This is a genomic window from Nocardia miyunensis NBRC 108239 (genome assembly GCF_001613065.1).
GTDB classification, from domain to species: domain Bacteria; phylum Actinomycetota; class Actinomycetes; order Mycobacteriales; family Mycobacteriaceae; genus Nocardia; species Nocardia miyunensis.
The window spans coordinates 1-14,822 of record NZ_BDBQ01000059.1 but is presented as its reverse complement, the minus strand read 5'-3'; the positions used below and the strand labels follow the sequence as shown (position 1 = coordinate 14,822).

Here is a 14,822-nt window from a genome sequence, read left to right as displayed (position 1 = left end):
TACGGCAGGCACAGCCGATAGACCCACAACGCCAACCGCACAGACGAGTGCGACGCCGAATCGCCTTCTACTCATGTAATAACCCTCTCCACCCCGACATTGCGCTTGACGATCCGCCTCCCCGCAGCCCGTCTGAGACGCGCCACGCCGAGGAGAACGATCATTAACAGCTGCCAGCATATGTCCAGTGGCCGTTCTGTACTCCAGAACAGTGGGTCGGTTCCTCACAAGAACGAACGGACGCCACACTGGCGGAATGCGATTCGCCGCGGCGGCAGGCTCTTCAGCGAACCCCCGGCAGCCGCCGCGTCGGTACCCTGTTCCTGATGGGATGGACGCCGCACACGCACCGAACGGACTTCCGCTGAACAGCATCGGTTTTCGGTGCGCTGCGGCACAGCGAACGATCGCTATTCGGCGGTGACCGGGTCCCCGAATATCGGGCCGGAGACCGGCAAGCAGTCCGAATGCCTTGCACCGTAGAGCTTGCCGGTCCCGACCGAAGCGGCACGCCATCGACCGGACGCGCCCGATTCGTCCAGGCGTATGAGCCCGGGTCAGAGAGCTCCCCCGGCAGCGATCAACTGGGTTGTGCCCGTGACGAACTTCGCGTCGTACGCGGATATTCTGCGGGGCAAGCTTTTTCGCCATCACCTTCATCAGGCTGACCAGGCCCGCCTTGGCCGCCGCATAGTGCGCGGTGTTCTCGTGGGCGAGCACGGTCGCCAACGAGCTCGTGATGACCACCGAACCGCCACGGCCACCACGACGGCTACAGTGGGCAGCGTCCCCTACCCGCTGCCGCAAAACAGCAGCTCAAGGCCACTGATCAGGGAAGTTGCACCCGCCTGGGGCTCATCTGCTAATGTCTCTCCAGCGCCCCTGCGGCAGCGCCGGTGTAGTTTAGTGGCAGAACATCAGCTTCCCAAGCTGAGAGTGCGGGTTCGATTCCCGTCACCGGCTCACTTATTTCAACCGCCTGACCAGCACTTCTGTTGGCAGGCGGTTTTTTCGTTCAGGTCCGGCGAGGGAGATGTCGGCGAGGTGTGCATCACACCCCGGCCTCGATCAGCCGGGCCAGCAGTTCACAGCCGGTCGGCCAGCCGGGTAGGTAGGCGGCTGAATCGTAGGAAGTGTGCTGGCCGCCGGCCTCGTTGACGATCGGCAGGCGCGGCAGGTAGGCCAGGGCCTCGCTGATCGCGGTGTCGACGCGTCGCTTCGCGTCCAGGACGTCGAAGGGATTGTCCGGGTCGTCGGCTCCCCACGCGTTCTGCCAGTTGTTCGCCGCGAGACGTTCGAGAACCTTGCTCCCCCAGGTCAATACATCGGTGAACGACATGAACTCGGTCAGGTCCGCGACGTCGCGCAGCAGGGAATCGGGGCTCGCATTGGTGATCGGATCGCGGTCGCCCGCGATCCACCAGGCGGGCACCGGAATTTCGTGTCCGACACCGGCTACGCCCCAGCCGGCCAGCGTCGGCTTCGCGTACGCTGCGCCCTTGGGCATCAGCGGATCCGCGAGGAACCCCGACGCGGCGATCCGCGACAGGATCGACGCGTCGCCCACGTCGAACAGCTCCCGCACCACGCAGCAGCCCTGCGAGTAACCGACCAGCACGACCGGCCCGTCGGTCGCGGCGATGGCCGCGGCGAGATTGTCGCGTCCCTCGGGCACCGAGACTCCGGCGAACGATCCACCGTCCAGGCGGGAGGCCGGACCGTAGTCGGACGGGTAACCGACCCAACGGGATTCGAACCGGCTGGACAGCCGCCGGGTGACCGCCGAGAGCATCCCCTGCACGGCCGTGCGGGTGTCACCACGAAACGACTCGCTGGTGCCACCGACAGCGAGCACGGTGATCGGGCAAGGGGTCATGGGGCGCTCCCGGCGGATCGTTGTCGTGCGACGGGCGGTCTCACCCACCCGGGCACCCGGTTCGGTGCGCCCCGGTTCAGAACTCGTGGTAGAAGCCCATGTTGACGCTGCGGGGCGCACTGCGGTCCGAGATTACGACCTCACCGTGGCCGCCCTTCGGAAGGGCCACCGTCCCGCCCCTGAGCAGAGGCTCGGCGGACTCACCGACAACCAGCCGCACCTCGGAATCCGCCCCGGCCTCAGGACCACCCACCCACGTCAGATCCCAGCTGCCCTCGGCGCCACATGCGAACTCCAGATGAACCGGGGAAACGAACACCCAGTCCCCCGGCACGACGATCCGGCACACCGACTTGTCGCGCCCCACCCGCAACACCGCCCCCGCCTCACTCGGAGCATCGGCCATCATCATGCCGCCGGTCGCGGCCTCGGCCCCGGACACCGTGGCCATGGTCAGTTCGAGCACGTAAATTCTCCTGAAAAGTCACTGCGCGACAATAGATTTGGTGTGCCAAGCTACACGATGAACACCCGGCGGCGGCCAGGATACAACCAATGGCGTTCAATCTCGCGGCTTCGTGTTCACCAACGTGATGTCCCCGTCGTAGTGGGCCAGGACGCGGTGATCCATGACCGCGCGCCAGAGCGGAGGGACGATGGCCAGCACCAACATGGTGGCGTAGCCGTAGGGCAGTTGCGGTGCTTTTTCGGGACTTCGGAGGGTCTGGTACCGGCGTCCCGGGTTGGCATGGTGGTCGCTGTGGCGCTGGAGGTGGAACAGCAGGACGTTGGTGACCAGGCGATCACTGTTCCAACTGTCGCGCGCCGAGCATCGCGCGTACCGGCCGTCCGGGCGGCGGGCGCGTAGCAACCCGTAGTGCTCGAGGTAGTTCACCGTCTCGAGCAGCCCGATGCCGATCACGGCCTGCAACGCCAGGAACGGGATGATGACGAATCCGTACGCGAGGATCATCCCGCCGAACAGCACGGCGCTCAACGACCACGCCTGCAGCAGATTGTTGTGCCAGCTGAACCATCGCTTTCCCTTGCGGGACAGGCGCTCTCGCTCCAGGGACAGTGCCGACCGGAGGCCGCCGAAGATGCTGCGCGGCAGGAACTCCCACAGCGACTCGCCGAATCGGGCGCTCGCCGGATCCTCGGGCGTGGCGACGCGAACGTGATGGCCGCGATTGTGTTCGACGTAGAAATGCCCGTATCCGGACTGCGCCAGTGCGATTTTCGCCAGTCGCCGTTCCAGATGTTCGGCTCGATGGCCGAGTTCGTGGGCCGTGTTGATGCCGATGCCGGACACTATCCCCAGCGTCAGCGCCAAACCTAGTTTGTCGACGAATCTCAGCTCGGCGCCGGACCACAGATACCCCGCGAGGACCAGGCCGGCGAACTGTATCGGCAGGAAAAGGTAAGTGCACCAACGATAGTAGCGATCGTTGGACAACTCCTCGTAATCCTCCTCGCTCAGGTTGCCGCTGTCGTGCCCGATCGCGACGTCCAGCAGCGGTATCAGGATCAGCACGAAGACCGGGCCGATCCACCAGAACGGTTCGAATCCCGTGAAGTGCACCAGTAGCGCCGGTAACAGTGCGGATGCGGGTGCGATCGTACTCAGCACCCACAGATAGCGCTTCCGATCGCGAACAGGGATGTTTTCTACGTCCGTCATAACCGTCTCGCCCTACCCCAGCCGACAAACGATAATTCGAAGGTATTCCCGATGACAGCGGTGACGCGCCAACCCTCATCACGGTAGCGGTCCCACTGTCACATGCCAATGAAAAATCGAAAACAACTGAACGACCAGGCATTTACGTTCATACGCCGGGAAATTGATCCGATTACTTAATAGGGACTTTTTCCCCTAGACAGACGGCCGGGTCGGACCAGGGCAATTCCACCCGTGATCCGACCCGTTACCGGCGTTATCCAATTGAATCCACAGACCCGCTGTCCGGACCGGATATCGGCCGTGCCGAGATCGCTCGGGTATCCGGTGACTACGGCAGCGCACCGCAATTGACCGGGGCGGGCACATTGGCCAAGCGATCGATGACCCACTGCTGCGAGTCGGCCAGCGACGGAAAGAATGCCAAGTCGTGCGTACCGAGGAAGCCGGTCATGGGAGGCAGCGACGAATCGGCCTGCAATTGAACGGTCGCACCGCGACCGCACCAGCTCGCGGCCAGACCACGGACGAGTGGATAGGGTATTGCGTCATCGTTCCGGGACGAGTAAACGCGCACCGGCATCTTCGGCGCGATCCCGCCGAGCCGCTGTTCGTCGAACGCCTTCTTCAGTACCGGGGTGCGGTTGATCACCGTCGCGAGCGGCTGTCCGCTGGTTGTCCATTGGGACGTGTTCTGCGGCTGCATGAAACTGCTACCGAAACCGCCTCCGCATTTACCGATCGAGTTGTGCAGGGCCGACTTACCGGTGTTGTTCAGCGCGGCCTCGATCGCCGGGCGGGTGTCCGGATAATCGGCGGCTATGCCGTTGAGGATCCACCCGATGGCCGATGCGACGCCGGGGCGGCCGTCGTACCGCGCGATATAGAGCTCGGGATCCACCATGGGCGCACCGACATACGCACCGCGCACGTTCAGCTCGGGGGCGTACTTCGGTTGCAGTTCGGCCGCGGCGCCGGAGCCCAGACCCCCCTGGGAGTAGCCGTAGAGGACGACCGGTGAGCGGGGATTCAGACCGCTGCCGGGCAGCCGCAACGCGGCGCGTGCGGAGTCCAGCACCGCGTACCCCTGCGTCTTGCGGTTCAGGAAGTCGTGGATCACCGGCACGTTCAGATCGTGGTAGTCGGTGATCACGACCGACATCCCGCGGGCCAGCAGCTGATAGATCGGGATGAGGTCGTATTCGAGGAGCGCGTCGGCGGGAGGCTCGTAGCGCACCACCTGCATAAGCATCGCCGACGGCGCGCACTGACCACTCTGCCCCTGGGTGCCACCGGCGTACGCGATCAGCGGGCGTTCCCCCGGGCCGGTCCACGGCACGAGCGGCTCCAGATACGTTCCCACCACCGTGGCCGGCGAGTCGTTGGTCGTGCTGCTGGCGTACGTGATGCGTGTCGATCGCGCCGCGACGGTCCCCGGCAATCCGGGCACCGACAACGTCACCTGGTGCGACACGTCGGCGCGGATGATGGAGCCCAGGTTTTGTCGAGACTGTGGCGCCGTCGGCTCGGACCATCCCTGTGGCGCGGCAATCGCTCCGCCGCCGACCATCATGAGGGTTCCTGCCAACGCTGCGATCCAGGCGCGTTTCCCGCCACTCATACTCGATCCTTTCTGCAATTGGGTTGTCCAGAGCAGCTGGATCCGGATAGGATCCCGAATCCGTGTTCGAGCGCAGAACCAGGCACACATGCAATTCGTGTTACCGAGGTCTACAGCCTAGGACATCCCGGGGCGACAGCTTCGGAAATCGCTATCCGGATCAGGTACTCGCTCGAATTCGGCGGGGACGCGCCATTGTTGCTGTTTCACTCGCCCGACGAAACCGTTTGAAAGGCCGGGAATTACGCCCCGGATCGACGGCGAGTGCCGCTTTCGGGCGTCCGCGCCCGCACGAGAGTCGATACCGAAGGCCTGATATCGGTGGAGACGACAACGGGCATGGACAGCACCTCGTTCTCCACAGCGCGGCGAAGGATCGAATCCGGTTGTCTTTCAATGGAAGCAACCGGTGCGCTACCCGGTCGGGCACGGAACGCGCCGCGACCGGGCGGCAGGCACTACTGGATGCAGTCGGTGAGGATCTTCTGGGTGGCGGACTTGGCCTTGGCGGCGTCGTCCTTGCTCAGGCCCATGGTGGCGGAGTCGAGTTTGTTGGTATCGGTGCCGGGCTTGGTCATCAGGCGCAGACCGTCCTGCGAAATACCCTCGCCGACATAGATTTTCGCGGCGCAGTCGGCCAGCTTCGGGTCGTTCAGACCGCTGCTCTGCAACGCCTTGGACAGGTCCGCCTGGGTGACCTCGGGCTGGGCGCTACCCGAACCACAGCCCGCGAGCAGGGGCACGGCGACCAACGCGGCGGCGATCAGCGTAATCCTCAACTGATTTCCTCGATTCTCGTCATATACGGCTACGGCGGCACACAACCGCCGTGGTGATACTGCCGCATCCCACCGCTCAGGGACAGTCGGAGGTGACAATCCACAAAACGCGGGCGCTACAGATCCATCGCGGCACGCAGCGCGGTATCGAGACGTTCGAGGGTGTCGTCCTGCACGGCATCGATGCGTTCGACCAGCCAGCCGCGGTAGATACGGCCCAGATTGCCCGCGTGCACCCAGCCGTGACCGGGAATCGATACGGCCAGGATGTCCTGCGGATCCTCGTCGAGCAGTTCGGCGGCGATCAGCCAGGGGCGCGGCGACTCGTTGATGCCGTCACTCGAGATCAGGATGATGTCGCGACGGCGAGGCGAACCATGCGGGTTGTAGATCCACAGTTCACCCTTGCGCACGCATCAGCTCCTCGGCGGCCGCGAGTTCGGCCTCGTCGGCGGCCGCGGACTCGGCCGGATCGGGCACCGGACCACAGCCGGTGCGCACCGCTTCGCGCCGGGCGGCACGAGATATCCACGCGGACGGGGACATGCCCGCACGCTCCGCGGCCTGCTCGGCGAACGACCAGGCCGCCGCATCGAGTGACAACGTCACCTTACGGGTAGCCATACCAATTATCGTACCGCCGAAACGCCCGAAACGAACACTGTTGGCATAACGCCAACTGTTGCTACCCTGTGCGCGTGTTGAATCACCACCGCGCCGGCAGCGGGGAGCCCCTGGTCCTGGTCCACGGCGTCGGCAGCCGCTGGCAGGTCTGGGAGCCGGTGATCGACCGGCTGGCGGGATCGTTCGAGGTCTACGCCGTGGATCTGCCCGGATTCGGCGAATCCGAACCTCTCGCGAACACCACCGTCGACATCCTCACCGACGCGCTGGCGGCGTTCCTCACCGAGCACGGCCTGGACGCGCCGCACCTGGCCGGCAACTCCATGGGCGGGCTGATCGTGCTGAACCTGGCCGCCCGCGGGCTGGCCCGTTCGGTGACCGCCTTCTCGCCGATCGGATTCTGGGCCACCGCCGGACGCGTCTGGTGTCAGCAGTCCCTCGGACAGTCCGCGAGGCTCGGCCGGATCATGCGGCCCGCACTGCCCGCGATCCTGCGCACGCCCGCCGGGCGCACCGCATTGCTGAGCCTGGTCTTCGGCAGGGCATGGGCCGCGAGCGGCGAGGTCGCCCTGGCCACCGCCCTGGGCGCGATCGATTCCCCCGGATTCGCCCCCGCGCTGGCCTCCTTCGACCGCGCGCGTCTGCAGGACTCCGGACGCCTGGCCCGCATCCCGGTCACCGTCGCGTGGGGCAACCGCGACATACTGCTCACCCATGCCCCGCAGAGCCGACGCGCCCGCGCGCGGCTGCCCGAGGCGCGGCACCTCACGCTGCCCGGCAGCGGCCACATCCCGTTCTACGACGATCCCGGCCGGTGCGCGGACGTCATCCTCGATCAGCTCGCCGCGGTGGACCGATGAGCCCGGTAGCGCTGAGGATCGACGGAAACCGTGCCGACGTCGCGCTGGATCGTCCCGGCAAACACAACGGCCTCACCATCGAGATGTTGCGCGAACTCACCCAGGTGGCGCGAGTAATCCAGGGCCGCAAGGATATTCGCGCGGTAATTCTGCACGGTAACGGACCGAGTTTCTCCAGCGGCCTGGACATCGCCGGGACGATGAACAATCCGCTGGGCGTCGCGCGCAATTTCCTGCCGAATCCGTTGCGCGGCACCAATTCCTTCCAGGAAGCCTGCTGGGCGTGGCGGCGACTGCCGCAACCGGTGATCGCGGCCGTGCACGGACACTGTTACGGCGGCGCGCTGCAACTCGCGTTGGCGGCCGACTTCCGTTTCGCCACACCGGATTCGGATTTCTCGGTGATGGAAGTGAAGCACGGGCTGATTCCGGATATGACCGGTGCGGCGACGTTGTCGCGGCTGATCGGCCTGGACAAGGCGCTGCTGCTGACCATGACCGCCGATCGGGTGGACGCCGCCCACGCCGCGCGCGTCGGCCTGATCACCGATATCAGCGAGGATCCGATCGCGACCGCGCGGCAACTGGCCGAGCGGATCGCGGAACGTTCACCGCATGCGGTGGCGAGCGCCAAACGATTGTTCGACCGGACCTGGCACGCCTCGGCGCGTCGCGCATTCGGTATCGAACGCGCGACTCAGCTGCCTTTGATACTTCGCCAAACCCGAACGCGCAGGTAATCTGCGAACCGGCTGTACATTACGAACCGGTGGAAAACACACCGGCTGCAATATGCAGTACCCCCGTGACCGGGGTAGCTGAACCCGTGCCGAATGTGCGCAGTTTGTATTTCACATTTTGCCAGCCAGTCGATGATCGTGTGTGGCCGCGGTGAGTCTCGACCGGCGTCGGCCGCCCGTCTCGACACGACTCGGGAGGCCGACCTAATTTGTCCAGAGCAGTATCCATCCTGCTGTCCGCGATAGCCGCGGGCTCGGCGGTGATGTTGACCATGACCGCACCCGCCGATGCGAATCCCAACGCCATCAACCCCATTCCCGTATTGAACGGGACCGCCGGCCTGCCGCATCTGGCCGGCCGGAGCCGCGCGATCTTCCAGGTGACCGGCATGATGAGCCCGAACAACACCCAGAACTACAACGTTCTCGGCACCGATCTGGGCATCATGTGGGACAACGGCAAAGACCAGATGCTCACCGCGTTCGGCGATTCGGCGGGACTGGGACTGCCGAACCTGCTGGCCGGCAGCACGTGGGCCTGGCGCAGCAATATCCTGCTGCGCAGCCACACCCACAATCCGGCCAACGGCATCTATTACGACGGTGTCGTACGCGATGCGCTGGGTCAGGCACGCGATCTGATTCCAAGCCCGAAGATCCCGTTCATCGAGATCAGCCGAATCCCGACCGCGGGCATCGAGGTCGGCGGCGTGCAATACATGAGCCTGATGTCGGTGCGCACCTGGGATCGCGACGGACAGTGGACCACCAACTATTCCGGGCTGGCCGCCTCGGCCGACAATGGTGAAACCTGGGCCGATCTCGGTTTCACCCGGCGGCCCAATTCGGGTGGGAACACCAAATTCCAGATGAACGCGTTCGCCAAATCCGGCGGCATGGTGTACGAGTACGGCACCGCGTCGGGGCGCAATCACGCCGCATATGTGGCACGGGTGCGCGAGCACGATATTCAGAACCTCGGCGCGTACGAGTACTGGGACGGCCGAGGCTGGCGGCGCGGCGACCCGAATGCCGCCGCACCCATCGCCGGCGGGGTCGCCGAGTTGTCGGTGATGTGGAACCAGTACCTCGGGCAGTATCTGATGCTGACCACCGACCCGTTCAACTCGGTCGTCATGCGGCGGTCCTCCTCCCCGCAGGGCCCGTGGAGCGCACCCGAGGTCCTGATCGACGCCCGCGAGCTACCGACCGCATACGCCCCGTCGATCTTCCCGTACCAAACCGGCCGCGACCTGTACTTCCTCACCACGGTCCACAGCCAGTACAACGTGGTGCTGATGCACACCACGCTGTAACTTCGGCCTCCGCTTCGATTTCGGGACCCGACCGTGCCGGAGCGAAGCGCAGGCCGGAAAATACGAACCATGGACGCGGCCGATTGGGATGCTCGGTACACGCAGAGCGAGTTGGTGTGGGGTGCGCCGCCGAACGCCACCGTGGTCGAGCATGTGTACGGGCTCGAGCGGCGGGTGGTGTTGCAGCCCGACGCAGCCGGGGAGCCGGTTCCGGAACTGCCCCGCGCACTGGATCTGGCGTGCGGGGAGGGTCGCAACACGCTGTGGCTGGCCACGCACGGGTGGCAGGTCCGGGCGGTGGATTTCTCGCAGGTCGGGATCGATAAGGCGCGGACGGTGGCGTCGCGGCTGTCGCGATCGGTGCGCGGCCGGATCGACTGGCAGTGCGCTGACGTCACCGATCTCGACGCGGCCGGGATCACCGGGCCGTTCGAGCTGGTGTTGAGCGTCTTCGTGCACCTGCCCGCCGATCAGCGCCGGGTGATGCTGAGGCGCGCCGCCGAACTGCTCTCCCCCGGCGGCACGCTGCTCGTACTCGGCCACGACACCACCAACATCACCGACGGTTTCGGCGGTCCGCACGATCGGTCGGTCCTGTTCACCCCCGACGATGTGGTGACCGATCTGGCCGCGGTCCCCGATATCCGCATCCAGATCGCCGATCGCGTACTGCGCGGGACCGAGGGCCGCGATGCGATCGATGCGCTGGTCGTCGCGACGAAGATCGTCCCGGACCTGGCGGAGCAGGCCGCGGAGGCCTGAACCGCGCACGACTCACTCCGTCGCGGCCCACCTGCGCAACCACGGTTCGACCGTGCCGATGATCAGATCGAATCCGCTGCGGAACGAATGCGGTTGTCCCGGAACGACACTCACTTCGGCGGCATCGGCCGGATCGGGGATGCCGAACGGATCGCGCGCGCCGTTGACGACCACGACGTCGACCGACCGCGAGGCCGCGAGCAACTCCTCCCGCCGCGTCTTCTCCGGCTTGCCCGGCGGATGCAGCGGAAATGACAGAGCGACAACGCCTTTGGCATCCACCTCGACAGCCGTTCGGCACACCACCCGCGCGCCGTTGCTGCGCCCGCCCTGGATCAACGGCACCGATCGCACCTTCTTGCGCAGTGCCGCAACGATTTCCAGCCACGCCGCATCCTGCGTGCGCACCACACCCGGCGCCCGGCGCCCCGCCACCCGATAGGGCTGCACCACCCGCGCGACCGCCCCGCCCAACTCCACCGCGCAATCGCGCACCGCCAGCAGATCCTTCGCCTCGACCCCGCCCCCGGACCCGTGGGTCAGCAACAGCAGGAATTTCGGCGACCGCGGCTTGTCGAGCTCGACCTCCGCGGACCCCGCACTCGTCTCGATACGCACGATATGCCGCCTCTCCATGACACGTCCCCGGCTCGACGACGCGATGCCACCGGGCCGGCCGCGGCCCGGCATCACGTGCCCGGTCGTCGTATTTCATCGACAGTAACGGCCGGTGGCGGCAGTCGAGCCGGGCGACCCGCCCTCACACGTCGCCGGTCACGCCACCGCACCCGACGAACCCTCCACGCCGGCGACCGGCATCCGATCAGCCACAAAGCCGGACCGTCGCGCTCGATCACGCCCGCGTGCCCACGATCCTCACCGGAAAGAACGCGCGGCGACGACGACCGTCACCGGATCGATCACAGAACCGATCCGTTCGCACTGCCCGTCAGGCCAGGCCACCCGTTGCGCTCGACCGGCGTCCACCTACTCCGCACGCACCGCGACCCGGCAACGTTCGCCGTTCGGCCGGTCACCGCACTGATCTGGGCAAACCGGGAGTGCTGCCGACAACTGTTCATCGCGTCACACTGCCCCGTCGACTCTTTGACGACGGATTACCCGCGAGTAATATACGCTGTAAGTTACCCGCGAGTAGTGGACTAATGAAGGCCGTTCGCCACTTGCGGAGACCGCGGGCGGGAACGGGCAACGTCCGACCGCACCAAACTCGATGGAGAGTGAGTAGACAGATGGGTCACTACAAGAGCAACGTCCGCGACCTGGAGTTCAACCTCTTCGAGGTGCTCGGCCTCGGTTCGATCCTCGACAGTGGCGCGTACGGCGATCTCGACGCCGATACAGTCAAGGAAATGCTGCGCGAGGTACGCCGGCTGGCCGAGGGCCCGCTGGGTGAGTCGTTCGCCGACGCCGACCGCAACCCGCCGGTCTTCGACCCCGAGACGCACAGCGTCTCGATCCCCGAATCGTTCAAGAAGTCCTTCCGCGCGATGCAGGAGGGCGGCTGGGAGAAGCTCGGCCTGCCCGAGGAGCTCGGCGGTCTCGCCGTGCCGCGCAGCGTGCACTGGGCGATCAGCGAGTTGATCCTCGGCGCGCAGCCCGCCGCGTACATGTACGCCGCCGGTCCCGGTTTCAACGCGATCTTCTGGAACAACGGCACCGAAGAGCAGAAGAAGTGGGCCAAGATCGCGGTCGACCGCGACTGGGGCGCCACCATGGTGCTGACCGAGCCCGACGCCGGTTCCGACGTGGGCGCGGGCCGCACCAAGGCCGTCAAGCAGGAGGACGGCACCTGGCACATCGAGGGCGTCAAGCGATTCATCACCTCCGGCGACGCCGACGACCTGTTCGAGAACACCGTGCACCTGGTGCTGGCGCGTCCCGAGGGCGCGGGCCCGGGCACCAAGGGCCTGTCGCTGTTCTTCGTGCCCAAGTTCCACTTCGACCACGAGACCGGTGAGCTGGGCGAGCGCAACGGCGTCTTCGTCACCGGCGTCGAGCACAAGATGGGCCTGAAGGTCTCGGCCACCTGCGAGGTCACCTTCGGCGGCCACGGCGTCCCGGCCAAGGGCTGGCTCGTCGGCGAGGTGCACAACGGCATCGCGCAGATGTTCGACGTCATCGAGAACGCGCGAATGATGGTGGGCACCAAGGCGATCGCGACGCTGTCGACCGGTTACCTGAACGCGCTGGAGTACGCCAAGACCCGCGTGCAGGGTGCGGACCTGACCCAGATGACCGACAAGTCCGCGCCGCGCGTCACCATCACCCACCACCCGGACGTGCGCCGCTCGCTGATGATGCAGAAGGCGTACGCCGAGGGCCTGCGCGCGGTCTACCTCTACACCGCCGCGCACCAGAACGCCGACATCGCCGAGCTGGTCTCGGGCGCGGACGCGGATCTGGCCGCCCGGGTGAACGATCTGCTGCTGCCGATCGTCAAGGGCGTCGGCTCCGAGCGGGCCTACCAGTACCTGACCGATTCGCTGCAGACCTTCGGCGGCTCGGGCTTCCTGCAGGACTACCCGATCGAGCAGTACATCCGCGACGCGAAGATCGACTCCCTCTACGAGGGCACCACCGCGATCCAGGCGCAGGACTTCTTCTTCCGCAAGATCGCCCGCGACCGCGGCGTGGCGCTGGCGCACGTGGCCGGTCAGATCAGCAAGTTCCTCGAGCGCGAGGGCGGCAACGGCCGGCTCAAGGCCGAGCGCAAGCTGCTGGCGACCGCCCTCGAGGACGTGCAGGGCATGGCCGCGACCCTGACCGGGCACCTGATGGGTGCGCAGGAGGACGCCAACGAGCTGTACAAGGTGGGCTTGGGCTCGGTGCGCTTCCTGCTCGCCGTGGGTGACCTGCTGGTCGGCTGGCAACTGCTGGCGCAGGCCGAGATCGCCATCGCCGCGCTGGACAACGGTTCGGACGAGGCCTTCTACCAGGGCAAGATCGCGACCGCGCAGTTCTTCGCACGCAACGTGCTGCCCGAGCTGACCGCGACCCGCGCGATCCTGTCCAACCTGGACAACGACATCATGGAGCTGGACGAAGCAGCCTTCTGACCTGGTAGGTCGATGGCCTGAACGCCCCGCGCCCGGATTCACCTCCGAGCGCGGGGCGTTTGCTGTATTCCAGGCGATTTCGATCCGGGCGCATCGTCCCGCGACACGTTGTCATGGCCGACCCCAAGGTTCGCGGCCCGTCTCGCCGCTCGGACGCGTGGCGGGTGCGAGGAACGAGTGCCCGACGCGGGGCCGAGCGGTGAGACTTCGGGGGCCGCGGACAGCCGGAGCGGAGCGGAGGCCAAAGACACAGCATCACGATCATGTAACAGTAGGCACCGAATCGGGCGATGTGATCAATGTTGCGTAACGCAAGTCCCACATCTGCCCCGTAGAACCGGCACAATACCCACGGCGCGACCGAATGGAAGGGAACAGAATTATGAAACGACTGTCCGCATTAGCCGGAGCGTGTGCGGCGGTCGCGATAATCGCGGTGGGGGCCACAGCCCCGGCCGGAGCCGACCCCAACAACATCAATCCCTTCCCGGGCCTGAACGGCACCAACGGTCTGCCCAACCTACCCGGGCCGACGCAGGCGATATTCCAGCTGACGGGGATGGCCAGCCCGAACCACACCGACAAGCAGAACGTGCTCGGCACGGACCTGGGCATCATGTGGGACGACGGGCACGGGCACATGATCAGCGCCTACGGCGACACCGCCGGACTGGGCATGCCGAACCTGCTGGCGGGCAGCGTCTGGGCCTGGCGGTCCAACGTGCTATACCGCAGCCCCGCCGGGGCCAGCCCGTCACACGGCATCCACTACGACAGCTTCGTCGACAATCCGCTGCCCAGCCCGAAGATCCCGGGCATCGAGATCAGCTTCATCCCCACCGCGGGCATCTCGGTCAACGGCGTGCAGTACATGCGGATGATGTCGGTGCACAACTGGGGCATGGACGGGAAGTGGAACACCAACTTCTCCACCCTGGCCGTCTCCGGTGACGACGGCCAGACCTGGGCCCAGCTGCCCACGACGCGCCGCGCGGCCGACGGCCCCTGGGCCAACTTCCAGCAGAACGCCTTCCTGAAGTCGGGCGGCTACGTGTACGAGTACGGCACACCGCCCGGTCGCAACAACCCGGGATTCATCGCCCGGGTCAAGGAAGGCGACATCGCCAACAACGCCGCATACGAATTCTTCGACGGCAAGACCTGGAAGCGGAACGATGTCGGCGCGGCCAAGCCGATCGTCGGCGGCGTCGGCGAACTGTCGGTGGTGTGGAACGAATATCTGCATCAGTACGTCATGCTGACCACCGATCCGTTCAATTCGGTGGTGATGCGAACCGCGCCGAACCCGGAGGGTCCGTGGGGCCCGGCCCGAGTGCTGGTCGACGTGCGCAACCTGAAGACCGCCTACGCACCGATGCTCTACCCGTACCAGACCGGCAACGCCCTGTACTTCGCCCTGGGCGTCCACAACCAGTACAACGTCGTCCTGATGCGCGCGGAGCTGTAATATCTGCCTCCGCTT

The 14,822-nt window shown here is 66.0% G+C and carries 15 protein-coding genes and 1 tRNA gene; 7 read left to right on the top strand and 9 right to left on the bottom strand.

What is annotated here, in order from left to right:
- Nucleotides 1–807: SDR family oxidoreductase (locus NM2_RS47820; protein ID WP_157121308.1), on the bottom strand; the 807-nt coding region annotated here is incomplete at its 3' end.
- Between the two features lie 85 nt (nt 808–892).
- On the opposite strand from NM2_RS47820, the gene NM2_RS25640 reads away from it, so the two are divergent.
- A tRNA-Gly gene (locus tag NM2_RS25640) sits at nt 893–963 on the top strand.
- Between the two features lie 88 nt (nt 964–1,051).
- On the opposite strand, the gene NM2_RS25635 is transcribed toward NM2_RS25640, so the two are convergent.
- The 7 genes from NM2_RS25635 to NM2_RS25605 all read right to left on the bottom strand — a co-directional run bounded on the left by NM2_RS25635 (nt 1,052) and on the right by NM2_RS25605 (nt 6,581).
- On the bottom strand, nt 1,052–1,876 hold the full coding sequence (locus NM2_RS25635) for a PE-PPE domain-containing protein (RefSeq protein WP_067673677.1): 825 nt from the start codon (nt 1,874–1,876) through the stop codon (nt 1,052–1,054).
- Nucleotides 1,877–1,952: 76 nt separating this feature from the next.
- Nucleotides 1,953–2,342 (bottom strand): FHA domain-containing protein, encoded by a 390-nt coding sequence (locus NM2_RS25630; protein ID WP_067673675.1) that lies wholly within the window; start codon nt 2,340–2,342, stop codon nt 1,953–1,955.
- 96 nt (nt 2,343–2,438) lie between these two features.
- Nucleotides 2,439–3,557 carry an alkane 1-monooxygenase gene (locus NM2_RS25625; RefSeq protein ID WP_067673673.1) on the bottom strand — a complete coding sequence of 373 codons (1,119 nt, stop codon included), beginning with the start codon at nt 3,555–3,557 and terminating at the stop codon, nt 2,439–2,441.
- A gap of 331 nt (nt 3,558–3,888) precedes the next feature.
- On the bottom strand, nt 3,889–5,178 hold the full coding sequence (locus NM2_RS25620; protein ID WP_067673671.1) for a lipase family protein: 1,290 nt from the start codon (nt 5,176–5,178) through the stop codon (nt 3,889–3,891).
- Between the two features lie 458 nt (nt 5,179–5,636).
- Entirely contained in the window at nt 5,637–5,957 is a 321-nt protein-coding gene (locus NM2_RS25615) for a hypothetical protein (RefSeq protein WP_067673669.1), read from the bottom strand.
- A gap of 116 nt (nt 5,958–6,073) precedes the next feature.
- Nucleotides 6,074–6,370 carry a hypothetical protein gene (locus NM2_RS25610; RefSeq protein ID WP_067673667.1) on the bottom strand — a complete coding sequence of 99 codons (297 nt, stop codon included), beginning with the start codon at nt 6,368–6,370 and terminating at the stop codon, nt 6,074–6,076.
- On the bottom strand, nt 6,357–6,581 hold the full coding sequence (locus NM2_RS25605) for a hypothetical protein (protein WP_067673665.1): 225 nt from the start codon (nt 6,579–6,581) through the stop codon (nt 6,357–6,359). The genes NM2_RS25610 and NM2_RS25605 overlap by 14 nt, the downstream gene beginning before the upstream one ends.
- A gap of 74 nt (nt 6,582–6,655) precedes the next feature.
- Here NM2_RS25605 and NM2_RS25600 point away from each other — a divergent pair, with 74 nt between their 5' ends.
- From NM2_RS25600 to NM2_RS25585, 4 genes are all read left to right on the top strand, one after another.
- Nucleotides 6,656–7,441: an alpha/beta fold hydrolase gene (locus NM2_RS25600; RefSeq protein ID WP_245718217.1), complete on the top strand. Its 786-nt coding sequence runs from the start codon at nt 6,656–6,658 to the stop codon at nt 7,439–7,441.
- A complete protein-coding gene (locus NM2_RS25595) occupies nt 7,438–8,181 on the top strand; it encodes a crotonase/enoyl-CoA hydratase family protein (RefSeq protein WP_067673662.1) in 744 nt (247 codons plus the stop codon). The genes NM2_RS25600 and NM2_RS25595 overlap by 4 nt, the downstream gene beginning before the upstream one ends.
- A 263-nt stretch (nt 8,182–8,444) precedes the next feature.
- Nucleotides 8,445–9,497: a glycoside hydrolase family 183 protein gene (locus tag NM2_RS25590; RefSeq protein WP_157121309.1), complete on the top strand. Its 1,053-nt coding sequence runs from the start codon at nt 8,445–8,447 to the stop codon at nt 9,495–9,497.
- A gap of 69 nt (nt 9,498–9,566) precedes the next feature.
- Nucleotides 9,567–10,259: a class I SAM-dependent methyltransferase gene (locus NM2_RS25585; RefSeq protein ID WP_067673658.1), complete on the top strand. Its 693-nt coding sequence runs from the start codon at nt 9,567–9,569 to the stop codon at nt 10,257–10,259.
- Between the two features lie 12 nt (nt 10,260–10,271).
- On the opposite strand, the gene NM2_RS25580 is transcribed toward NM2_RS25585, so the two are convergent.
- Nucleotides 10,272–10,877 (bottom strand): alpha/beta hydrolase family protein, encoded by a 606-nt coding sequence (locus NM2_RS25580; RefSeq protein WP_067673679.1) that lies wholly within the window; start codon nt 10,875–10,877, stop codon nt 10,272–10,274.
- Nucleotides 10,878–11,512: 635 nt separating this feature from the next.
- Here NM2_RS25580 and NM2_RS25575 point away from each other — a divergent pair.
- A complete protein-coding gene (locus NM2_RS25575; RefSeq protein WP_067673656.1) occupies nt 11,513–13,339 on the top strand; it encodes an acyl-CoA dehydrogenase in 1,827 nt (608 codons plus the stop codon).
- Nucleotides 13,340–13,721: 382 nt separating this feature from the next.
- Entirely contained in the window at nt 13,722–14,807 is a 1,086-nt protein-coding gene (locus NM2_RS25570; protein ID WP_067673654.1) for a glycoside hydrolase family 183 protein, read from the top strand.
- The last annotated feature ends 15 nt before the right edge of the window (nt 14,808–14,822 follow it).